Consider the following 22911-nt stretch of genomic DNA (forward strand, 5'->3'; position numbering starts at 1 on the left):
CGACATCATTTGGACGGCGCGCTGATCGAGAAGGGCGCGTCGGCGGGGGCAGTGCCCCATTGCTTGTTGGGCTTGGCGCCCATCACGAAGTCGACCGTGCCGCCCTGCGACAGCGCGCGGTGGGTGAAATAGGTCTTCGTAAGCGGCTTGCCGCCGAGCGCCACCGACTGGAGATAGATATTCGCGTCGCTGTTGTTCTTCGCGTTGATCGTCAGCGTCTTGCCATTGGGCATGGTCAGCTCCGCCTTCTGGAACAGCGGGCTGCCGATCGCATATTCGCCCGTCGCCGACGCGACCGGATAGAAACCCAGCGCCGAGAAGACATACCAGGCCGAGGTCTGGCCGTTATCCTCGTCGCCCGGATAGCCGTCGGGCGCCGACGAATAGAGTTTCGCCATGATGTCGCGCACATGATGCTGCGTCTTCCACGGCGCACCTGCCCAATTGTAGAGGTAGGGCATGTGCTGGATCGGCTGGTTGCCATGGGCGTACTGCCCCATATCGACGATCTGCATCTCGCGGATCTCGTGGATCACCTGACCGTAATAGCTTTCGTCGAAGATCGGCGGGGTGGTGAAGATCGCGTCGAGGCGATCGACGAACTTCTCGCGTCCGCCCATCAGGTTCATCAACCCCTGAACATCCTGCATCACCGCCCAGCTGTAGTGGAGCGCGTTGCCCTCGGTGAAGGCGTCGCCCCATTTATAGGGGTTGAACGGGGTCGCCCACGAGCCGTCCTTGTTGCGGCCGCGGATCCAGCCGCTCTCCTTGTCATAGAGCTTGCGGTAGTTGAGCGCGCGCTCGGTGTATTTCTTGGCATCGGCGTCCTTGCCGAGCAGCTTCGCGAGCTGGGCGATCGAAAAATCGGCGGTGGCATATTCGAGCGTGCGCGCGGCATTCTCGTTGATGCCGACGTCATAGGGGACATAGCCGAGGCGGTTGTAATATTCGGCGCCCTCGCGCCCGACCGCGGCGATGACCTTGCCCGCCTTGTCCTTCGGCCGGCCCTCGCTCGTCGTCGCATTCTTGATCATCGCTTCATAAAGCGTCTCGACGTCGAAGCCGCGCACGCCGTTGAAATAGGCGTCGGCGATCAAATTCGCCGAGTTCGACCCGATCATCACGTTGCGATAGCCGGGGCTCGCCCATTCGGGCAGCCAGCCGCCCTGCTTATAGGTGTTGACCAGCCCCTGCATGAACTGGCTGTCGCGTTCGGGATACATTAGCGCGAAGAAGGGGAATACCGCGCGCCACGTGTCCCAGAAGCCATTGTCGGTGAACATGTAACCGTCGTGCACCTTGCCGTCGTACGGGCTGTAGTGGACGATCTTTCCGCTCGCGTCCTTTTCATAGAAGGTGCGCGGGAATTGCAGCATCCGGTAGAGCGCCGAATAGAAGGTGCGGATCTTTTCGGCATCGGGATCGGTCACGCGGATGCGCGAAAGTTCCTTCTCCCACTCCGCCTTCGCCTTGGCCTGTGTCGTGTCGAAGCTGTCATTGCCGATTTCGGTGCGCAGGTTGCGTAGCGCCTGTTCGGGGCTGATGAAGGAGGAAGCGACGCGGACGTGGATCTTGTCGTCCTTCTTGGTCTTGAAGCTGAGCACCGCGCCGACATGATCGCCTTCGCGGCTTAGCGCGTTCGTCGGCTGGTCGTCGCCCGCCCAGGTGCGCGCAAGGGTGAAGTCGCGGTCGAATTCGGCGACGAAATAATTGTGGAAATTGTCGGGCACGCCGCCGTGGTTGTTGCGGACATAGCCGGTGATGCGGCGGTTCTTGACATCGACCTTGACCATCGAGCCGCCCGCGAGCCCGTCGAGCAGGATGTGCGCATCGTCGCTTTCGGGGAAGGTGAAGCGGAACTGCGCGGCGCGCATCGTCGGCGCGACCTCAGCGGTCACGTCATAGTCGGCGAGATAGACTTTGTACGAGTAAGGCCGCGCGACCTCGGCCTTGTGGCTGAACCAGCTGCCGCGTTCCTGCTGCTTGACCTTGACCGGGCCCGTCTCCGCCATCAGCGCGAAGGCGGCATAGTCGTTCATCCACGGGCTCGGCTGGTGCGTCTGCTTGATGCCGCTGATCTTCTCGCCGTCATAGGTATAGCCCCAGCCGCTGCCGGGCTCGCCCGTCACCGGGGTCCAGCTGTTCATGCCGAAGGGGACGGCGACCGCGGGATAGGTGTTGCCGTAGGACAGGCGATAGCTCGAATCGGTGCCCATCAGCGGATTGACGTAATCGACGAGCGCGGGCTGGTTCGCGGTCGATTGCGCGAGCGCCGCGGGCGCACCGACGCTGGTGAGCAGCAGCGCGCTCGCCGCGGCGCCCAGCATCATCTTGCGGATCGTCTTCACTTCGTCTCTCCCCTGTTTGCCGTTCGGGCCGGCAGCGGGCGCGCTGCGACGCCCTCGTTCGTCATTTTCACCGGCGCGATCGTGCCGTCGGCGTTGAAGATCATGCGGTCGATGGCGAGCTGGCGCCGCTCACCGGAATCCTCATCGAGCGGACGGCGATGATAGGCGATATACCAGTCGTCGGTGCCCGGCACATTGACCACCGAATGATGGCCCGCGCCGCGTGCGATCTTGAAGTCCTGGCTGAGAATCTTGCCCATCGGCTTGAACGGACCGGTCGGCGACGGGCCCATCGCATAGGCGACCGAATAGTCGGGGCCGGTCCAGCCGCCCTCCGACCACATCAGATAATAGACGCCCTTCCGCTTCACCATGAACGAGCCCTCGACATAGCCGGGGGGCGTGATTTCCTTGTAGGTCGTGCCGTCGGCAAAGGGCTCGATCGAAGTCAGGTCGTCGCCGAGCCGGACGACGTTGCAATGTTTCCAGCCGCCATAATAGAGATAATGCTGCCCATCGTCGTCGCGGAAGACGAACTGGTCGATCGGCTGCGCGCCATTGTGGAAGGCGTCGATCAGCGGTTTGCCGATGGCGTCCTTGAACGGTCCCTCGGGACGGTCGCTGACCGCGACGCCGATGCCGCCGGGCTGGTCGTCGGACTGGATGTCGTTCGCGCCGAAGAAGAGATAATATTTGCCGTCCTTCTCGATCGCCGACGGCGCCCACACGGCATAAGCGGCCCAGGCGACATTCTCGACGTCGAGGGCATGGCTGTGCTTCGTCCAGTGGACGAGATCGGGCGATGAAAAGACGTTGAAGAAGGTCTGGAAATGATAGGAGGGCCGGACCGTCTTCTGTTCGCGCAGCTTTTTTTGCCGTTCGCTGAAATGTTTGGAGACGTCGGGCGTCTCGCCATGGTCCGAATAGGTCGGATAGATCCAGTAGCGGTCGCCGAAAATGCGAATTTCAGGATCGGCATACCAGCCCGGAACGATCGGATTCTCGGCCGCGGCCGGGCCGCCCGTCAGCAGAGCCATGCCCAGAAGCAGCGATTTCAACCCGACACGCACTTCGCGTCCCTCCCCTGTTTTCCCGTTACAAACCACCGAAGCATTTTCCAGCTCGCCCGGAAAGAGGCGGGTGGCTCCTTGCGGAGCCACCCGAGTGGGAGAGCTGGGGTATGGGCCCCATCAGAACTTGTACGAAACGCCAACGTAAGCGCGGCGGCCGAAATAGTTGCTGCGGACGAACCGGGCCTTGGTGTCGTTGCCAAGGTGCTGGCGCTCTTCCGACTTGGTCAGGTTGATGACCGAAGCGGTGAGCATCAGCCCGTCCATCAGCTCGTACGAAGCGTTGATGTCGACCTGTTCATAGGGGTCGGTGTAGACGTTGAGGCCCGAGGCGAGCCCGCCGACGACTTCGCCGCGGCGGTTGTACGAGGCGCGGACGAGGAACTTGTCGGTTTCATAGAAGACCGATGCGTTGACCTGCGTCTTGGCGCTGCCGACGAGCGCCGACTTGCCGACCGTCTCGCCATCGAGGGTGATGTCGGCGACCGACGTGTCGTTATAGGTGAAGTTCACCTGCGCGCCGAGGCCGAAGTCGAGCGTATGCTGGGCATAGACTTCGACGCCCTGCGACCGGGCGTTCGACCCGTTGGCAACGGTCGAATAGGGCTGGATCAGCACCTGCTCGCCATTCACTTCGCGCGTCACGTCGAGCACGAGCGGGACAACGAAGTCGGACACGTCCTTGCGGAACAGGCCAAGGCCGAGCACCGAGCCGCGGTCGAAATACCATTCGACGCCAAGGTCGTACTGCCACGCCGAGAAGGGCTGGAGATCGGCGTTGCCGCCGCTGCCCGACCAGCCCTCGAATTCGCCGAACTGGCCGCGGTCGAAGGCATAGGCTGCCGAACGATAGGTCAGCGAACGCTGCGACCCCAGATCGTTGAACGACGGACGCGCAATCACCTTGGCGACCGCGCCGCGGACGACGATGTCGGGCGTAACCTCGTAGACGACGTTCAGGCTGGGGAGCCAGTCGGTGTAGCTTTTCGACTGGTCGACCTGCGTGTTGACGATCACCTCGCGCTCGTCGAGCGGCCGCACGTCGCAATTGCCGTCGGGGCCGAGCGGCACGTCGGGATCGAACGGACCGCCCGGGCCATCGACGCAATAGTCGTTGAGGAATTGCAGGCGATCCGACGTCAGGCCCGACTGCTTGGTGTGCGCCACGCGCACGCCGATGTTGCCGCGCAGCGGGCCGGCTTCGAAATCGGCCTGCACATAGCCGGCGAACACCTTTTCCTTCAGGTTATAGGTGTTGTTCGGTTCGGGGACGCGCACCGACGGGCCATAGGTCGAATTGATATAATCGAGATAATTTTCGAAATTGATGCCCGGGAACGAACTCGCATCGAACCCGCCGGCGATGTTGCCGATCGGATTGTCATAGAAATATTCGGGCCGCGCGACCGCGCCCTCGGGCGTGTCCTGATAGCGCAGCTCGGTCGCCGGATCGGCATACCATTCGTTGCGGCCGGTTTCGCGGTGGATGCTCATCTCGCGCCACTTGCCGCCGACGCGAAGCGCGCTGAGGACGCTGTCGAAGCGGCGGACGAGATCGAGCTGCGCATAACGCTGCGAGATCGCGCTGTTGGTGAAGCCCGAGCCCGTCGAGCCGACGTCGATCTGGGCGATGCCGTTCTTGATATTTTCCTGCAGTTCGGGCGAGAATTCCATGTTGAGATTGCCGCCAGTGAAATCCCACGCGCTCAGGAAGTTGCCGTTCTGCTCCTGCCCGGGGATCGTCAGGCGCGGCTTCACGGCGACGCCAAAGCGCATCGACGGACCGCCGGTGGCCTTCGTCTTGCCGAACTTCGCCACCGCGTCGAAATTGTCGGTGTTCCAGGCGACCTCGGTCTCGAACGTGTTCGACACCTGCTTTTCGCGGCTGTACGAGCCCGCGATCTGCGGGGTTTCCATCGTGCAGGGCGTCTCGTTGGTCAGACAGCCGGTCCCCGCGGCGGGCACCTGGAAATTCGCCGACTGAAAGATCGTGCCGCTTTCGTCGAAGGTCGGGCCGGTGAAGAAATTGCCATAGCCCCATTCAGGGATCTTCAGCACATTGCTCTGCCAGTTGCTCTTGTAGTCGAAGCGGAAATAATTGGCGGTGACGGTCAGATTGTCGAACGGGCGCATCTGCGCGGTCGCCTGGATGCCGAGGCGCTTGCGTTGCTGCGAGAAGACTTCGGCGTTGACCGATTGCGGCGCCCAATGGCCCGAATAATGGGTGCCGTCCTGCGCGGTCACACCCTCGCCCGGCCAATAGGAAATCGCGTCGTCATTCTCGAACGGATTGCCATTGACGTCGGTCGCGGGGGTGAGGACGTTGCCGTCCGCATCGCGGTCGCTCCACCAGCGCCAGGTCTCGGTCGAGCCGCGCAACTCGCGGTTCGCGCGTTCCTGATACGTCACGCCAACGAGGAAGCCGAGCCGTTCTTCGGGGTCCTTCCACGAAATCTGGCCGGCGATCTGCGGGTCGAATTTCTTGGTCGTGTCCGAATAGGTGCCCTCGGCCGAGATGAAGCCCGACCAGGCCGGCAGGTCGAACGGACGCCGGGTGTTGAGGATCACCGTGCCGCCGACGCCGCCTTCTTCGAGCCGTGCTTCGGACGATTTATAGACCTCGGTGCTGGCGATGAAGTTCGACGGCAGCAGCACATAGTTGAACGAGCGCGACGGATCGCCGCTGTCGGCGCCGGCGATGAAATTGCCATTGAGCAGGGTCAGCGTCAGGTCCGACTGGAGCCCGCGAATGCTGACGCGGCTGCCCTCGCCGCCGTCGCGGGTGATGATCACGCCCGGAACGCGCTGCAACGCGTCGGCGACATTCTTGTCGGGGAATTTGCCGATGTCCTCGGCAGTGATGACCTCGATCAGCGAATTGGATTCGCGCTTCTGCTCGAGGCTCTTTTCGATCGACTGGCGATAGCCGGTGACGACGATCGCGTCGCCGGGAGCGGCTGCGGCGTCGTCCGCCGGGGGTGCGTCGGCGGTCTGCGCGTGCGCCTGCCCCGCCCCGCACAATGCGACCACCGCGCCCGCGCTCAACATCAGCTCGCGCACCAGCGCCGCGCGCCGCGCCGTCTTCACTGAATGGATTTGTCCTGCCTTCATCACATCGACCTCCCTGTTCGAGGGGCTGTTCGCCCCCGCTTGTTATCCGGCGCCCTCAGGTCGCCGAGCGGCGGATCTCCGGACCCGTCGAGCCTCTATCAGAATATAAAAAACAATTTGTCAAAATAAATTTTTCCAGCCGGGGGCGGGACGCGATGAACCGTTAAAGGCCCATGTTAAAATGGCAGTTTTCCGTGCTTTTTTGGGGAGTGATAACGAGCCGCACAGCGCCGCCGCCGCCATCCCGACTCGGGGATGGCAGCACCTGTCACGCTATCCTCCGTCCGCCCGTCAATCGGGCGCCGGAGTCGTCCACAACGGCGCGGCGATCTTTGCCAGCGCCTCCGCCGGCGCCTTTGGCACCGCGCGGTCGTAGGTCAAAAGTCCGTTGATCTCGTCCTCGACGTCGGTGGTCTGGGTGTAGACCGAGGCGCTGAGGCCATTCTCCTTCGCCTGCCGGATCACGCCCTCCATCTTGCGGCGGAAGCGGACCAGATATTCCTTTTCGTCCTTGGCGACCTGATAGCTCCAATTGTCCTTGCCGGGTTTCCAGATATGGCCCGGCACGGGGAAGCCGACGCCGCCATATTCGCCGAGCACGATCGCGCGGTTCGCCTGCAATGGCGGCGTCCGCGGCACATCCTCATAGGTGTGGATGTCGAGCATGTCCGACACGCCGGGCGCGACGTCGACCCAGCCCGAATTGGCGTTGACCAGCCGCGAGGGATCGAGCCCCTTCACGAAGCGCGCGAGCGTCGCCGAATCATATTGGCCCCACCCTTCGTTATTGATCACCCAGGTGACGATCGAGGGAAAGGCGCGCAGTTCGCCGACCATTTCGGACAATTGCTTCTGCTGCTCGGCGAGCGTTTCCGACGGAAAGATCGCCTGATACTGGCTGGTGCCCGCGAGATACTGATCCTCGCCGCCGCCCGAGGGCATGTCCTGCCAGATCAGCATACCGAGCCGGTCGGCGTCGTGATAATAGCGCGCGGGTTCGACCTTGATATGCTTCCTCAGCATATTGAACCCCGCCTTCTTCAGGAAGACGATGTCGCTCTTCATCGCCTCCTCCGACGGCGGCGTGTAAAGTCCATCGGGCCACCAGCCCTGATCGAGCGTGCCGTGCTGGAACAGCGGCTTGTTGTTGAGCAGGATGGCGGGCTGCCCCGCGACGCGGCCGGGGCCGATCGACACCTTGCGCATCGCGAAATAGGCGGCAACGCTGTCGCGCGGCGCGCCGTCGACCCGCGCCTTCGCATAGACGCGGCTTTCGTGATCGGTGAAGCGCGAGTCATAGGCCTTGCGGTCGCGTTCGGCCTCGCTCGCATAGGGATCGGCGATCGTCACCAGTTCGGCCTTGAGGTCGTAGAGATGCGGATCGTCGGGCGACCAGAGATGCGCGTTCGGGACCGCGAGCGTCGCCCGCCGGTTGGCGCGGATGATCGTGGAGGCGATCGGCTTGCCCCCGGCGCTCGCGGTCAGCCGCACCGCGTCGGTGTCGTTCGCCCAGCCGCTCAATGCCACCGCGACGTCGACGGTGCCGCGGTCGATGTCGGGCGTCGCGCGCACCTCGGCGATGTGGAGTTTCGGCACGGGTTCGATCCACACCGTCTGCCAGATGCCGCTGACCGCGGTGTACCAGATGCCGGCGGGGTCGAGGATTTGCTTGCCGCGCGGCTGCGTGCCCGCGCTCGTCGGGTCGAGCACCTCGACGATCAGCTCATTCTCGCCCGCCCTCAAATAGGGGGTGATGTCGAATCCGAAGGCGTCGAACCCGCCCTTGTGCGACCCGACGACCGATCCGTTGACGCGCACCGTCGCTTCATAATCGACCGCGCCGAAGTTGAGCATGACATTCTCGCCGCGCCAGTCGGCGGGGACGGTGAAGCTGCGGCGATACCAGACGCGGTCGTCGGGCGTGACCTTGCGCGCGACGCGCGAGAGTTTCGATTCGACCGGGAAGGGCACGAGGATCTTGCCGTCCATCGCCGCCGGGAGCTCGGCCGCCTTGGGCGCGATCGCATAATCCCACAGGCCGTTGAGGTTGAGCCAGCGGTCGCGCACCATCTGCGGGCGCGGATAGAGGCGCCAGGCGTTTTCGGGCGTCACTTCCTTGCCCCAGCGCGTCATCAGTTCGCCGGTATAGACGGCGTCGTCCGCGGGCGATGCGGCGGTCTGGGCCTGTACCGCGAGCGGCGCGAAAGCGAGAAGCGATGCGGTGATCAGAAAGCTGCGCATATTATGTCCTGTCGAATTGGGAGAGCCCAGGACCCTTAGGGGGAAGGCGGGTCCTGGGCTCGCGCCCCCGCGGAGGACACGGGGGCGAGGGGCGGGTTCGGTCAGCGTTTTCGCGACATCGAGGGCGGCGCGGCGTCGGGCGATGCGCCCCATGCCTTGTTGGGCTTGGGGCCCATGGTGAAGACGAAGGTCGCGCCGTCCTTGACATCGTCGTGGCGGAACCATGGCTTGTTCCACGGCTTGCCGTTGAGCGTCGCCGACTGGATGTACATATTCGTGTCCGAATTATTGCGCGCGACGATCCGCAGCGTCTTGCCATTGCCCATGTCGAGGCTGGCGTCGTCGAACAGCGGGCTGCCGATGATATAATCCTGGCTCGATGGATCGACCGGATAAAAGCCGAGCGCCGACAGCGCATACCAGGACGAGGTCGCGCCCTGATCGTCCATCCCCGGATAGCCGTAGCCCGCGGCGTCGCTGGCATAGGTTTTTTCGAGGATCTTGCGGACCAGCGCCTGCGTCTTCCACGGCTGGCCGCTCCAGTTGTAATAATAGGGCGCCTGCTGGTCGGGCTGGTTGCCGTGGACATATTGGCCGATCACGCCGGTGCAGTCGCGGCAGATGCCCGTCGGATTATAGGGTTTGGTGAAAAATTCGTCGAGCTTGGCATTGAACGCGTCGCGTCCGCCGAGGAGGCCGATCAGCCCCTGAACATCGTGCGGGACGAGCCAAAGCGTCGACCAGCCCGACGCCTCCTTCATCATGAAATTATAATAGGGCTCCTGCGGATCGAACGGCGCGATCCACTTGCCGTCGGCGGTGCGTCCGCGCATGAAGCCGATCGATTTGTCGAAGACATTGACGTAATTGCCCGCGCGTTTCAGGAACATCCGGTAGTCGGCGTCCTTGCCGAGCTTCTTCGCATAGAGCGCGAGCGCATAATCGTCCCACGCATATTCGAGCGTCTTGTCCGCGCCCGCCTTGCCGCCGGCATAGGGCGGGCTGGGATTATGGTCGGGCACGATGTCCGAAATCCAGCCCTGTTTCATATATTCGGCGAGATAGCCGCGCGGCCCCTTCGGGTCGGTCGCATTCTTGCGCATATATTCATAGGCGGCTTCATAATCGAATTCGATGCCGCGCTCCCACGCGCCAAGGAACAGGAACACCGCATTGTCGCCGTGGAAGGAGGTGTTCATATAACCCTTCTCGCGCGCCATCGCGAGTTCGGAGGCCATGATGTTCTTGACCGCCTCGGGCTCCATCAGTTCGAGCAGGACGATCTGGTTACGCCCCGTGTCCCAGAAGGGAACCGGGCCGTAGCGGTCGTGCGTCGCGGTCTGGACCTTGCCATTGGTATCGGCGAATTTTTCGCCCTTCTGCGCGATCAAGCGCGGTGAGGCGAAGGACTGGAAGAGGGTCGAATAGAAGAGCCGCCGCTGCTTGTCGGTGCCGCCCGTCACGCGGACGCGGTTCAACAGCTGCGCCCAAGTGTCGCGCGCCGCCTTGTGAACGCCGTCGAAATCCCAACCGGCCACTTCGGCGGCGAGCCGCTCGGCCGCCTGTTCATAGCTGGTGCCGTGCGCGATCTTCATCAGCACCTGTTCGTCGGCCTTGGTCTTGAAGGTCACATAGCTGCCGGCGTAGCTGCCCGAAATGTCGCGCGCGCCGGGCTGCACGTCGCTGGTGCCGATGCCCCAGCCGATATTGTCGCCGGGCGATTTGCGGAAGGTGCCGAGCGCGGCGAAGGGCTTCGAAAATTCGGCGACGAAATAGGCGCCGTCGGTGCTGCGCTTGTCTTTCGATATTCCGCGCACGATGCGGTCGCCGACGACCTCGACCGTCCCGCCGTGGCGCGGCAGGTTGACGATGACGTTCGACCGCTCGCTCTGCGGAAAAGTAAAGCGCATCACGCTCGCCCAGCGCGTCGCGGTGAGCTCGACCTGGGTGCGGAAGGTGTCGAGATAGACCGAATAATAGCCCGGCGACGCCTTTTCACGCGACTTGTCGTAATAGGACTGGCTGTAGGCGGGGGGCGGCGACCAGTCGCCGACCACCGGCATGATAAACGGCTCGGCGCCGCCGCCATAGGTCGAGCCGCCGCCGCCGGTGAAGCCGATCATCGTCGGGTTGGTGTAATAATAGGGAACGGGGACGCCGTTCGGATAGAGAAGCTCGATATTATTGTTGACCGGCGAGGCCGCGACCGAGCCGTGCGGCAGGCGCGCACCCGGCGAGGTCTGCCCCGAATAGACGGGCTCGCCCGGCGGCGGCGCGTTGCCGATCACCGCCGGATCGTCGAGCGGCGCGGTGCCGACGAGCGGGTTGGCGAGATCGACCGGCGACTGCGCGGCCGCGGCCGTGAAGGCCAGTATCGCGGCGGACGACGCCATCGCGATCGCGGCCTTTCGCAACCGAGGCTGCAATCTGTTCGAACCCATTTTCTTTTTCATTGCGACCCTCTTCCCTGAATTCTTGTCGTTGATTGCGTGTGCGTGCGGCGCGCTTTCCAGCGCGCCCGCCCGGTCATGGGAGGCGCCCCTCCCCCGGATAGGCCAGCAGCAGGTCGGCGCCCGCATCGGCCGCGATCTGCGCCGTGCCGGTGAGCGTGAGGCATTCGCCCGCTGCGAAAGCGACGCCGTCCACCAGACCGTTGCCCGCCACCGGGATCAGCCACGCCGTGACGCCATCGGGGAGTGCGATCGTCCGTGTGCCGCCCGCGAGCCGTTCGAGTATGAACTTCGGACCGTCAACGAGGATCTCGCGATCGTCGGCCACGCGGCCGGGCGACGGATAGGCCACGTAAGGCCGCGGGTCGGCGACCGCGATGCCGTCGCCCAGGTGCAATTCGCGCGGGCGGCCATAATCGTAGAGACGATAGGTGGTCTCGCTGTTCTGCTGCACCTCGATCAGCGTCAGCCCCGCGCCGATCGCATGGACCGTGCCCGAGGGAACATAAAAGAAATCGCCTGCCTTGACGGGTTTCCAGTCGAGCAATTGCTCGATGCTGCCGTCGAGTGCGGCCGCGCGCAGCCTGTCCCGCTCGACCGGCGCCTTGGTCCCGAGCGCGATCGTCGAACCGGGCTCGGCGCCGAGGATCAGCCAGCATTCGTCCTTGCCGCGCGGCAATCCGCGGGCATGCGCCTGCGCATCGTCCGGGTGGACCTGCACCGACAGTTTTTCGCTCGTGAACAGATATTTGATCAGCAGGTCGGGCGCCGCGTCGCCGGGTGCCTGAAACCATATTTCGCCCACCGGTTCGCCGTCCGCCGGCGCTGCGCGGAAAGAGGCCCGCAATTCATGCCGTCCCCAGGGCTTCTCCACCCGGTGAGTCGCAAGCAAGGTCGCTGGCACCAATCCCCTCCTTCATAGCTCCGCCCGTCCTTTCGGGTCGGTTTGCCGGGCGTTCGGACGGCAATCCCGGCGGCCGATTTTTCATATGCTGCCCCGCCCACGCCGTCGGCGTCAAGATAATAATGAAAATTAATTTATTTGATCGAAGACGCGTTTATGGCATGTCCGGACGAAAGAGGACGGGCGCCGACGTCCGATCCTGCGGGAGAGAAAAGATGACCCACACGCCCGAGAAGGCGGCCTTTTCCAGCGCGGATGCAGCGAGCCGTCCCCGCCGCGGCGTCCTCGCCGCGGCGATCGGAACGGCGGCGCTCGCCGGTCTGTTGTTCGGCTTCGATACCGCGGTGATCGCGGGCGTGACCGGCGACCTGACCACGCTGTTCGCCCTCACCCCCGAAACGCTCGGCATCACCGTTTCGGCGGCGCTTTGGGGAACGCTGGTCGGCGCCTTGTTCGCGGGCAAGCCCGGCGACGCCTTTGGCAGCCGCGACAGCCTGCGGGTGCTCGCCATCCTTTATTTCGTCGCGGGACTCGGCTGCGCGCTAGCGCCGGGCTGGACATCCTTCCTCGTCTTCCGCTTCATATGCGGGCTTGCGATCGGCGGCTCGTCGGTCCTCGCCCCCGTCTATATCGCCGAGATCGCGCCGCCGCGGCACCGCGGCTTCCTCGTCGGCCTGTTCCAGCTGATGATCGTCACCGGCATCCTCGTCGCCTATCTCAGCAATGCGACGATCGCGGGCCTTGTCAGCGGCGACACGGCGTGGCGGTGGAAGCTGGGGGTGACCGCCGCCCCTGCCCTGATCTTCTTCATCCTGCTTTTCGCGATCCCCAACAGCCCGCGTTGGCTTCTCGCCAAGGGACGCCGCGAAGAGGCCAGCATGGCGATGGGCCGCATCGGCGCACCGACCGCCGAACTCGACCGGATCGAAGCGGCGCTCGAACGCGATCCACCGGGCGAGAAGCTGTCGTGGCGCCGGCACCGCCGGCCGATGCTGCTCGTCATCCTGATCGCGATGTTCAACCAGCTCGCGGGCATCAACGCGGTGCTCTATTATCTGAACGATATTTTCGCGCGCGCGGGGTCGCTGTCGCCCGACCGGCAGGCCGTGATGATCGGGATCGCCAACCTCGTCTTCACGCTCGTCGGCATGGCGCTGATCGACCGCCTCGGGCGCAAGACGCTGCTGCTCGCCGGCGCGGCGGGCATGACGCTGTGTCTCGCCGCTGCGGCCGGGGTGCTGTTCGGCGCGCTCGGTACCGGCCTGATGCTGCCGGCATTGATCGGGTTCATCGCCTTTTTCGCCACCAGCCAGGGCGCGGTCATCTGGGTCTATATTTCGGAGATTTTCCCGACGCCGGTGCGCGCACGCGGCAGCGCGCTGGGCGCCAGCACGCACTGGTTGATGAACGCGCTGATCGCCGGAATCTTTCCGGTGCTGGTCGCCTGGTCGCCCGGCGCACCCTTCGTCATCTTCGCCGCCGCGATGGTAGTTCAATTCGTAGTTGTTGCCGCGGTCTTTCCCGAAACGAAGGGCGTCGATCTCGACGAAATGGACCGGCAGATCACGGCGGGCTGACCGTCAGCGCCCCGCCTGCATCAGGATCGATTCCGACGGCAGGACATGATCGAGGAAGGGGATGATCGCGGCGCCGATCGCCGAGGCGTCGTCGGCCGCGCCGGCGCGTCGCACCGGCGCCACCACCGGCAACTTGACCCCCGTCATCCGCGCGTTGAGCCGCTCGACGAGGCCGTCAACCAATTTGCCCGGCAGGCGCCCGCCGATCAGGATGGCGGCGGGGTTGATCAGGCAATTGACCGCGATCAGCGGCCGGACGAGCGCCTCGGCGGCGTCGTCGAGCCATTGCAGGATCACCGCCTCGCGCTCGGGCGAACTGCCGAGCAGCGCGTCGGGCGCATCGACCTCGTGCCCTTCGGCTTCGAGCCGCGCGTAGAGCGCCGACAGTGAAACCGTATCCTGCACATTCGCGCCGTCGCCGCGCTCGGGGTCGGGCATCGCCCAAATCTCGCCCGACCGCGAATCGGCGCCGCGAACATAGCTGCGATCGATGACGAGCCCGCCGCCAAGCCCCGCGCTGATCAGCAGGTAGAAGAAGCTCGGCAGCGCGATGCCGTTGCCGAGATGCACTTCGCCGAGCGCCGCCGAGGCCGCGTCATTGTCGGCGTGCAGCGGCCAGGGCAGCACTTCGCCGAGCAGCGCGCCAAGGTCGATCGCGTCCCACGCGTCATATTCCGTCGGCCGATGCGGCAGCGCGATGCGCCCGAGGTCGTCGGGGAGCGCGACCCCGACGCCGAGGATACGCGCCCGGTCGACCCCGCCCTCTTCGAGCAGTCCGGGCAAGATGTCGCGCACATGATCGACGACCGTTTCGGGCAAGGCGAAGGCGATCTCGCGCGTGTGACGGCTGCGAATCCTGCCCGCAAGATCGAGCGTCACCAGCGTGATATGATCGCGGTCGATATTGAGCCCGATCGCGAAGGCGCCGTCGGGATCGATGACGATCCGCATCGCGGGCTGGCCGCGCTTGCCCTGCAGGCGTCCGGCCGGCTTGACGAGGCCGAGGTCGATCAGCCGCTTCGTGATGTTCACGATCGTCGGCGGCGTGAGGCCGGTGACGCGCGCGAGGTCGCTGCGCGTCGTCTCTTCGGTCAGGCGGATCGCCTGGAGCACGATCCGCTGATTATAGTCGCCCGCGCGCTCCAGATTCGTGCCCGACAGGCTGAGCGTCAGCCGCGCGTCGCGCGCCTCCGATCCGCTCATTGCCGACTGGCGCCGGTCGCGACCCGGAAGGTTGAGGCTCATTGCAGGACTGTCCTCCAAGCTGGTTCGAATGCCCGGCGCCCCCCGCCAAACAGACTCATGCCATAAAGCGTCGTCGCTTTAATAATTCGATTTTCGATAAAGCCGAGCGGCGGCGTCCTGTCAATCGAACGCCGCCGGGTATCAGCGCTTCGACGCGATATAAGCGGCGACCTGTTCCTCGAGAATGCTCAGCGGCAGCGCGCCTTCGCCGAGCACCGCTTCGTGAAATTCGCGAATGTCGAAGCGCGGTCCGAGTTCGCGCTCGGCACGCTCGCGCAGTTCGGCGATCTTCAGCTGTCCAACCATGTAGCTCGTCGCCTGGCCCGGCCAGTTGAAATAGCGGTCGACTTCGCGCGCGATGTCGGTCTCGGCGACCGAGCTGTTGGCGCGGAAATAGGCGATTGCCTGTTCGCGCGTCCATCGCTTCGAATGGATGCCGGTGTCGAGCACCAGCCGGATCGCGCGCCACACCTGGAGCGACAGCATGCCGAACCGGTCATAGGGGGTCTTGTATATCCCCATCTCGTTCGCGAGCCGCTCCGAATAAAGCCCCCAGCCCTCGATATAGGCGCCATAGCCGCCGAACTTGCGGAACTTGGGGATGCCGGTCAGCTCCTGCTGCCGCGCGATCTGGAAATGATGGCCCGGCGCGCCCTCATGCGCGGCGATCGCCGCGACCTGCACCTTTTGCGTCTGGTTCATGTCGATCAGGTTGACGTAATAGATGCCGGGGCGCGACCCGTCGGCCGAGGGCGGGTTATAGAAAGCGGTCGACGCGGTCGCCTCGCGCCACTTCTCGACCGCGCGCACTTCGAGCGCGGCCTTCGGCAGCACGCTGAAATAGCGCGGCGCCGCTTCCATCGCCGATGCGATCACCGCGCGCGCATCGGTCAGATAGGCTTCGCGGCCGGCCCCCGTGTTCGGATATTTGAACTTCGGATCGGTGCGGATATGGTCGAAAAATTGTTCGAGCGTGCCGTTGAAACCGACCTCGCGCTTGATCGCTTCCATTTCCTCCCGGATCGCCGCGACCTGCTTCAACCCGAGTTCGTGGATCTGGTCGGCGGTGAGGTCGGTCGTCGTCGAATTTTTCAGCCGGTCGGCATAATAGGCCTCGCCATCGGGCAGGCTCCACACGCCGAAATTGCCTTTCGACTGGGGCGCAACCTCGTCGATCGCGGCGATGAGGACATCATAGCCGTGCTTGAACGGACCGGTCAGCGCCGCGGTCGCGTCGGCGATCAGCTTCGCCTTGACCGCATCGGACGCATCGAGCGCGCCCACCTTTTTCCGGAAATCGGCGAGCAACGTCGAATCCGCCCCGCTATCAAACGGCGCGCCGACGAGGATTTTCTTCGCATCGGCGCGCGCGGGGGCGAAATTCACCTTGTTGGGCACCGCGCCGGCCACCGCCTGCTCGCGCATCGTTGCCGCGACCTCACGCATCACGCGGTCGGTGTCGCGCAGCCGCGCGATATAGGCCGCCGCATCGGCGACGGTATCGACCTTGTGATTGTTGATCAGCAGCACGGGAATATCGCCCGCCGGGCTGCCGTTGGTCGTGACCGGGAAGCGGAGCTTGCGGAAGCGGAAAGAGTCGCGACGGCGCTCAACGTCATATTCGAACAAGCGATAGCTGAGGCGCGCGCTCGGTCCCAATTGCTCGGGGCGGAAACGCGCGCGCATATCCTTCAGTTGGCTTTCGAGCAGCGCCTGCTCGCGCACCGCGGCGGCGTCGGTATAATCGTCGAGCCGGTCGTAGTTGGTCTTGAGCCCAAGATGCGTCTGGCTTTCGGGCTGGAGTGCGATCCGCGCGTCGAAGGCGTCGTCGAGAAAGCGGAGCAGCGCCGCGTCCTGCGTCGCCGCTGGCGCCGCCGCCGTCTCGGCCATCGCCGGGGCGGGAAGGACGGCGAGCGGCAATATGGGCATCAACATCAGGGCAATTGCGAAACGCATGAAAATTCTCCTGTCGAATGCGTCGCTTGTAGCCAGTGCTTGCTTTGGCGCAATCACAACCGGACGGCGCCGGCTCGATGCAAGACGATCGCGCTTCGGCGATTGCGAAGGCGAAACAGCCCGGCTAGCGACTGGCGCATGATCAAGCCCCCCTCCCGCCGCCTCGCCCTGTTCGCCATTCTTGCCTCGCTCGGCCTGGCGCTATCGCCGGTCGCCGCGGCCTCCGCCGACGCCCCCCAGACCACGCTCTATACCGGCGCGACGGTCATCGACGGCACCGGCGGCGCGGCGCGTCCCGATCAGGACATATTGGTCGAGGGCGAGCGTATCGTCGCGATCGGGGCGCATGACGCGCTGGCGGCGCAGGCCGGGGCGGCCCGCCGGATCGACCTGTCGGGGCGCTTCGTCATTCCGGGGCTGGTCGACAGCCACGTCCATCTCGCGACGCCGCCGAACCGGACGCGTGCCGAGGCGATCCTGCGCCGCCAGCTCTACGGCGGGGTCACCGCGGTGCGCGACATGGCCGACGATCTGCGCGCGGTGGGCGATCTGGCGCGCGCTTCGCTGGTGGGCGAGATTGCCGCGCCCGACATCTATTATGCCGCGCTGATGGCGGGCCCGCCTTTCTTTGCCGACCCGCGCGTCCTGTCGGTCAGCCGCGGCTTCGCGCCGGGAACCGCGCCGTGGATGCAGGCGATCGATGCGAACACCGATTTGCGTACCGCGGTGACGCTGGCGCGCGGCACGTCGGCGACCGCGATCAAAATCTATGCCGACCTTCCGGCCGAGCGCGTCGCGGCGATCACCGCCGAGGCGCACCGCCAGAAGATGATGGTCTGGGCGCACAGCGCGATCTTTCCCGCCCGCCCCGCCGAGGTCATCGCCGCGGGCGCCGACGTCATCAGCCATGTCTGCTATCTGGGTTACGAAGCGCAGCCCGAGATGCTCGCCGCCTATGAGGACCGCACCCCGGTCGACGAGACGCGCCTCGCGCCGACGGGCGACGATCCGGTCGTCGCCGGCCTTTACCGGGCGATGGCGAAACAGGGCACGATCCTCGACGCGACCGGCAGCCTGTTCGTGAAGTTCGAGGCCGCGCGCAAGGCGGACCCCAAGGCGAAATCGTTGCGGTGCAGCGGCGCGCGGACGATCCGGCTGACACAGCAGGCGTGGCGCGCCGGCATTCCGATCTCGACCGGCACCGACTTCGTCGACCCCGCGAGCAACCGCTGGCCCGAAGTCCATGCCGAGCTGCGCTATCTGGCGCACGATGTCGGCATGCCGCCGCTCGCCGTCATCCATTCGGCGACGCTGGTCGGCGCCCGCGCGGCCGGGCAGGACAAGGATATGGGATCGATCGAGCCCGGCAAGCTCGCGAACTTCGTCGTGCTGGCCGCCGACCCCCTGGCCGACATCGACAATATCGAGCGGATCGAAATGACGGTGAAGCGCGGCCGCGAATATCGGCGCACCGACTATGTCGCGCCGACGCCGGAGGAATTGGGCGAAGCGGATTGACCGGCTGGCTGGGGCGGCAGGATTCGAACCTGCGCATGGCGGCATCAAAAGCCGCTGCCTTACCGCTTGGCGACGCCCCAACGGCCGGTGCGACGCGCGCTCTATAGCGCGTCGCCGCTTAATGCAAGGCGGGTCGGATCAGAGGCGCGTGACCCAGCCGTGCGGGTCCGCCGCGCGGCCGCGCTGGATGTCGACGAGCTTGCCCTTGAGCATTTCGGTGATCTGCCCCGGACCGCCAGCGCCGATCGTGAAGCTGTTCTCGCCGCGCGTCACCTTGCCGACCGGGGTGATCACGGCGGCGGTGCCGCAGGCGAAGCTTTCGGTCAGTTTTCCGCTTTCCGCATCGGCCTGCCACTGGTCGATCGCATAGGGTAACTCGCGCACCGTCAGCCCCGCATCCTTCGCCAGCGTGATGATCGCATCGCGCGTGATGCCGGGCAGGATCGTCCCGGTCAGCGGCGGCGTGACGATGCTGCCGTCGCCCATGACGAAGAACATGTTCATGCCGCCGAGTTCCTCGATCCAGCGATGCTCGGCGGCGTCGAGGAAGACGACCTGGTCGTGCCCCTTGGCGATCGCTTCGCGCTGCGCGACGAGGCTGGAGGCGTAGTTGCCGCCGCATTTGGCGGCGCCGGTGCCGCCGGGTGCGGCGCGGGTATAGTCCTCCGATACCCAGAGCGAGATCGCGGGGGCGCCCGACTTGAAATAATTGCCCACCGGCGAGGTGATGACGAGGAATTGATATTCGGACGCTGGCTTGACGCCGAGGAACACTTCGCTCGCGAACATGAAGGGGCGCAGGTACAATGCACCGCCGTCGACGGGGGGGAACCATCTGGCGTCGGCCGCGACGGCTTCCTTCACCGCCGCGATGAACATATCCTCGGGCAGTTCGGCCATCGCCATGCGGCGCGCGCTCGCGTTGAAGCGCGCGGCATTGGCCTCGACGCGGAACAGCGCCATCGAGCCGTCGTCGAGCCGGTAGGCCTTCAGCCCCTCGAAGATTTCCTGCGCATAATGGAGCACCGCGGTCGCCGGATCGAGCGTCAGCGGGCCGCGCGGCATTACCTGCGCATCGTGCCAGCCCTTGCCCTCGGCATAGCGGATGGACACCATATGATCGGTGAAGACGCGTCCGAAAAGCGGGTCCGCAATCGCCGCCGCCCGTACATCGTCCGCCGCCGGATTGGGATGCGGCAGATGGGTGAAGGCGGGAGCGGACATGCGGGAACACCTTTGCTTTGCTGGTTTCGGGAGCGCGCCTCTTGCCAAAGAGCGGCACGGCGCGCAACGGTAGCGACTATGCCGGATGAAAATTTTCTTTCACAAGTTCCCGCCGCTTCTGCCCTTTTCTTGCGCGAAGAGGAGGTGCGCCGCGGCATCGAATTCCTCTTTTTCGCCCACGCTTCGCTCTGGCGCGCGATCGACGCGCGGCTCGCCGAAAAGGAGCTGGGGCGCGCCCATTACCGCGCGCTCTATTTCATCGCGCGGCAACCGGGGCTGACGATTTCGGACCTGCTCGCGCTGCTCGGCATCACCAAACAGTCGTTGGGGCGCGTGGTGAAGGAACTCGAAGCGCGCGAATATCTGACGACGCGGCCGGGAAACCGCGACCGGCGCGCCAAGGAGCTGCGCCTGACCGACGCCGGCCGCGCGGCCGAACGCGAAATATTCGCGGCGCTGCGCGATACGATGAGCCGCGCCTATACCCATGCGGGGCAGCAGGCGGTGACCGGCTTTTGGCAGGTCAGCGAGGCGCTCGTTCCGCCGCGCGAACGCCGCCGGATCGCGGGGTTGGGGAAAGACGCGGGTTAGCCCCGTTTCCAAGCTTAATTCCGTTCGTGTCGAGCGAAGTCGAGACACCGATCGAGAGAAAGCCTAGCCCGAGGGGCATCTCGACTTCGCTCGATGCGAACGGAATTGATAGCGCCTACCCTTCGCCCCGCGCGATGTCGGCGAGTTCGCGGCCGCGATCGCGCGCCGCGCGCAGCACATTGGTAAGCAGCGCCGCGAGCTGGCCGTCGCTGTCGAGTATGTCGAGCCCAGCCTGCGTCGTGCCGCCCTTGCTCGCGACCTGCGCGATCAGCACGCCGGGCTTTTCGCCACTGTCGGCGAGCAGCGCGGTCGCGCCGCCAAAGGTCGCGGTCGCGAGCTTCAGCGCGTCCTCGGCCGACAGGCCGAGGCGCTCTCCGGCGGCTGCGTAGGATTCGATCAGGCGAAAGACGAACGCCGGGCCGCTGCCGGTGAAAGCCGTAACCAGATCCATCGTCGAATCGTCGGGAAGCGCGACGACCGTGCCGAGCGGATTCAGCAGATTGCCGATCGCCGCTTCGTCGGCGTCCCCGTTGCTCGCGACCGCCGACACGCCGGCGCCGATGCGCGCGGCAAGATTCGGCAGGATACGGACCTGCGCCCGCGCGGCCGGAAAGCGCGCCGCGAGGTCGACGAGCGAAACGCCCGCGAGGATCGAGAGCAGGTGGGTTTCGCCCGTCACGACCTCGGCGAGTTCGTTCGCGACGTCGCCAAGCTGCTGCGGCTTCATGCCGAGCATGACCCATTCGGCGGCTCCGCCCGCGCCGAGCCATTCGGCGAGCGAGGCGAATTGCGCGATACCCCCACGCGGTGCCGCGAACGGATCGACGATCGACACCGCGGCGGGATCAAGCCCCGCCTTCAGCCAGCGACCCAGCATCGCGCCAGCCATATTGCCGCATCCCACGAGCAGCATCCGGCCGTTAAAATCCTTCAAACTCTTCGTCATGGTCCCTGGTTCTTCTTTGTTACCGGCAACTGCTTTCGGGACCCGAGATCAGGTCGAGGCAGCGGCCGTCGATCTTGTTTGCGTCGACCGGCAAGCCGATCAACGAAGCCAACGTCGGCATGATGTCCACCGTCATCACCGCATTGGGCTGTTCGAACGCCGCCAGCCCCTTGCGCCAGAAGAGGATCGGCACGCGGCGGTCATAATCCCATACCGAGCCATGCGTCGCGACATAGCCGAGGCCCGATTCGGGGATCGGCGTCACGCGCGGCTTCAGCGCGATGATGAAGTCTCCCGACCGCTGCGGATGATAGGAAGCGCGCAGCTTGTCCATCAGCGTCCACGTATCCGGCGCGCGCTTCGAGATCGGATGCGCGCCCAATTCCTCGCGCGTCACCACCGCCTCGATCTGCGGATGCGCGCGGAGGCGCGGCAGGATTTCGGCAAGCGCCGCCTTGCGCTGCGCCGCGGTCAGCGTCTTCGCCAGATAATAATCGCCGCCGTCGCCATAAATCATGGGCTGCGGCAGACCGAGCTTTTCGGCGACCGCCTTGCCGATCGCCTCGGGATCGAGCGCCTTGTCGACGCGCTGCGCGTCGGGCCAGGCGTTCTGGCGGTTGCGTTCGGGCAGGTCGTGGCCGCCATGGTCGGCGGTCAGCGCGACGGCATAGTCGATCCCCGTCGCATCGAGCCGCGCGAAGAAATCGCCGAGCTCGCGATCGAGACCCGCCATCTGGATGCACATTTCGCTACCCTCGGTGCCGGTGCTATGTCCGACATAGTCGGTCGCGGCCAAGCCGACGATCAGGAGGTCGGTGCTGTCCCCTTCGCCCATCTTGCGCACCTGCCGCAGCGCCGCGGCGGTCGCGAGCACGGCGCCGTCGGCTTCGGGCGATGCCATGAAGCGGCGGAAGTCGCCGGCGTCGCGCGCCATCCGGCCGGTGCCGACCGAGCCGCCCTTGTCGAGCGGGATCGCGATGTCGTGCGGCGCGCATTCGGCGGGCAGGGCAAGCGCCGGGCGCGCCTGACCGATCGCCGCGGCGATCGCGGTGCTCGCCTGCTGCGCGGTCGGCGACAGAGCGGTGCCGCGATAGCCGGTGAGGCCGGTGGGTACGAGCCACATCAGCTCGTCGGCCTGGCGCCCGCCCATCATAATCGCCGAGCGATCCTTGCCCGATACCGAGACGACCTGCGCCTTCGGATCGCGCGCCTTCATCAGGTCGCCGAGCGTCGGAACGAGCAGGTGACCCACCGACGGCGCATATTTGCCGCCGCCCGAACTGGTGCCCGCGACCTTCTCATCCTCGGCGCAATAGATGCGCTTGTCTTCGCGCGCCGCCGACAGATCGAAATAATGATTGGCGACGATGCCGGTGTGCGCCGGATGGTTGCCGGTCAGGATCGTCGAATGGCCGGGGCAGGTTTCGGTCGCGCCGTGCGCCTGATAGCCCGCCGGAAAGACGACGCCCGAAGCGAGCCGCGCGAGACCGCCGGTGAAGCGGCCGCGATATTCGGCGAAAAGGTCGGCCGAAAACTGGTCGACCGCGATCATCACGATCAGTTTCGGCGCCGGGGTCGCCACGGTAACCTTCTGCGCGGGCGGCGCCGAATCCTGCGCGAGGCTGGCGCTGGCGCCGGTCATGCAAAGCGCGGTGGCGAGGGCGGCGGTGAGATATTTCAGCTTCACGGGCGGCTTCTCCGGACAGAGGGTGTCAGCGCGGGCTGTCCTC

Annotated in this window: 14 protein-coding genes and 1 tRNA gene; 3 read left to right on the forward strand and 12 right to left on the reverse strand. The window is 65.3% G+C overall.

The features are described from left to right. Positions 1–5 precede the first annotated feature (5 nt). The 6 genes from GGR90_RS14000 to GGR90_RS14025 all read right to left on the reverse strand — a co-directional run bounded on the left by GGR90_RS14000 (position 6) and on the right by GGR90_RS14025 (position 12124). Positions 6–2330 (reverse strand): GH92 family glycosyl hydrolase, encoded by a 2325-nt coding sequence (locus GGR90_RS14000; protein ID WP_167922162.1) that lies wholly within the window; start codon positions 2328–2330, stop codon positions 6–8. Positions 2331–2344: 14 nt separating this feature from the next. Continuing rightward, a complete protein-coding gene (locus GGR90_RS14005) occupies positions 2345–3385 on the reverse strand; it encodes a glycoside hydrolase family 43 protein (protein ID WP_167922051.1) in 1041 nt (346 codons plus the stop codon). Between the two features lie 153 nt (positions 3386–3538). Continuing rightward, the gene (locus GGR90_RS14010; RefSeq protein WP_245198708.1) at positions 3539–6529 is read right to left on the reverse strand and encodes a TonB-dependent receptor; all 2991 of its coding nucleotides are present in this window, start codon (positions 6527–6529) and stop codon (positions 3539–3541) included. A gap of 291 nt (positions 6530–6820) precedes the next feature. After that, a complete protein-coding gene (locus GGR90_RS14015; RefSeq protein ID WP_209023755.1) occupies positions 6821–8770 on the reverse strand; it encodes a glycoside hydrolase family 2 protein in 1950 nt (649 codons plus the stop codon). Between the two features lie 101 nt (positions 8771–8871). Further along, complete coding sequence (locus GGR90_RS14020; protein ID WP_245198673.1) at positions 8872–11184, reverse strand: GH92 family glycosyl hydrolase; 2313 nt, start codon at positions 11182–11184, stop codon at positions 8872–8874. 112 nt (positions 11185–11296) lie between these two features. Next, positions 11297–12124, reverse strand: a complete 828-nt coding sequence (locus GGR90_RS14025) for a cupin domain-containing protein (RefSeq protein WP_167922052.1) — start codon at positions 12122–12124, stop codon at positions 11297–11299. Positions 12125–12339: 215 nt separating this feature from the next. Here GGR90_RS14025 and GGR90_RS14030 point away from each other — a divergent pair, with 215 nt between their 5' ends. Then, entirely contained in the window at positions 12340–13701 is a 1362-nt protein-coding gene (locus GGR90_RS14030; protein ID WP_167922053.1) for a sugar porter family MFS transporter, read from the forward strand. A 3-nt stretch (positions 13702–13704) separates the two neighbouring features. Here GGR90_RS14030 and GGR90_RS14035 read toward each other — a convergent pair whose 3' ends face one another. Beyond that, complete coding sequence (locus GGR90_RS14035; RefSeq protein WP_167922054.1) at positions 13705–14946, reverse strand: ROK family transcriptional regulator; 1242 nt, start codon at positions 14944–14946, stop codon at positions 13705–13707. Between the two features lie 141 nt (positions 14947–15087). Then, on the reverse strand, positions 15088–16902 hold the full coding sequence (locus GGR90_RS14040; protein ID WP_209023757.1) for a DUF885 domain-containing protein: 1815 nt from the start codon (positions 16900–16902) through the stop codon (positions 15088–15090). Between the two features lie 138 nt (positions 16903–17040). On the opposite strand from GGR90_RS14040, the gene GGR90_RS14045 reads away from it, so the two are divergent. After that, the gene (locus GGR90_RS14045; RefSeq protein ID WP_167922055.1) at positions 17041–18420 is read left to right on the forward strand and encodes an amidohydrolase family protein; all 1380 of its coding nucleotides are present in this window, start codon (positions 17041–17043) and stop codon (positions 18418–18420) included. Positions 18421–18425: 5 nt separating this feature from the next. On the opposite strand, the gene GGR90_RS14050 is transcribed toward GGR90_RS14045, so the two are convergent. Both GGR90_RS14050 and GGR90_RS14055 read right to left on the reverse strand, forming a co-directional pair. Continuing rightward, a tRNA-Gln gene (locus GGR90_RS14050) sits at positions 18426–18500 on the reverse strand. 58 nt (positions 18501–18558) lie between these two features. After that, entirely contained in the window at positions 18559–19644 is a 1086-nt protein-coding gene (locus GGR90_RS14055; RefSeq protein ID WP_167922056.1) for a branched-chain amino acid aminotransferase, read from the reverse strand. Between the two features lie 78 nt (positions 19645–19722). Here GGR90_RS14055 and GGR90_RS14060 point away from each other — a divergent pair, with 78 nt between their 5' ends. Further along, entirely contained in the window at positions 19723–20235 is a 513-nt protein-coding gene (locus GGR90_RS14060; RefSeq protein ID WP_167922057.1) for a MarR family winged helix-turn-helix transcriptional regulator, read from the forward strand. Between the two features lie 115 nt (positions 20236–20350). Here the strand turns inward: GGR90_RS14060 and GGR90_RS14065 are convergent, their stop codons facing one another. Both GGR90_RS14065 and GGR90_RS14070 read right to left on the reverse strand, forming a co-directional pair. Beyond that, complete coding sequence (locus tag GGR90_RS14065; protein ID WP_167922058.1) at positions 20351–21181, reverse strand: pyrroline-5-carboxylate reductase family protein; 831 nt, start codon at positions 21179–21181, stop codon at positions 20351–20353. A gap of 19 nt (positions 21182–21200) precedes the next feature. Further along, complete coding sequence (locus tag GGR90_RS14070) at positions 21201–22823, reverse strand: alkaline phosphatase family protein (protein ID WP_167922167.1); 1623 nt, start codon at positions 22821–22823, stop codon at positions 21201–21203. Positions 22824–22911 lie beyond the last annotated feature (88 nt).

This window comes from Sphingopyxis italica, from assembly GCF_011926545.1.
GTDB lineage: Bacteria > Pseudomonadota > Alphaproteobacteria > Sphingomonadales > Sphingomonadaceae > Sphingopyxis > Sphingopyxis italica.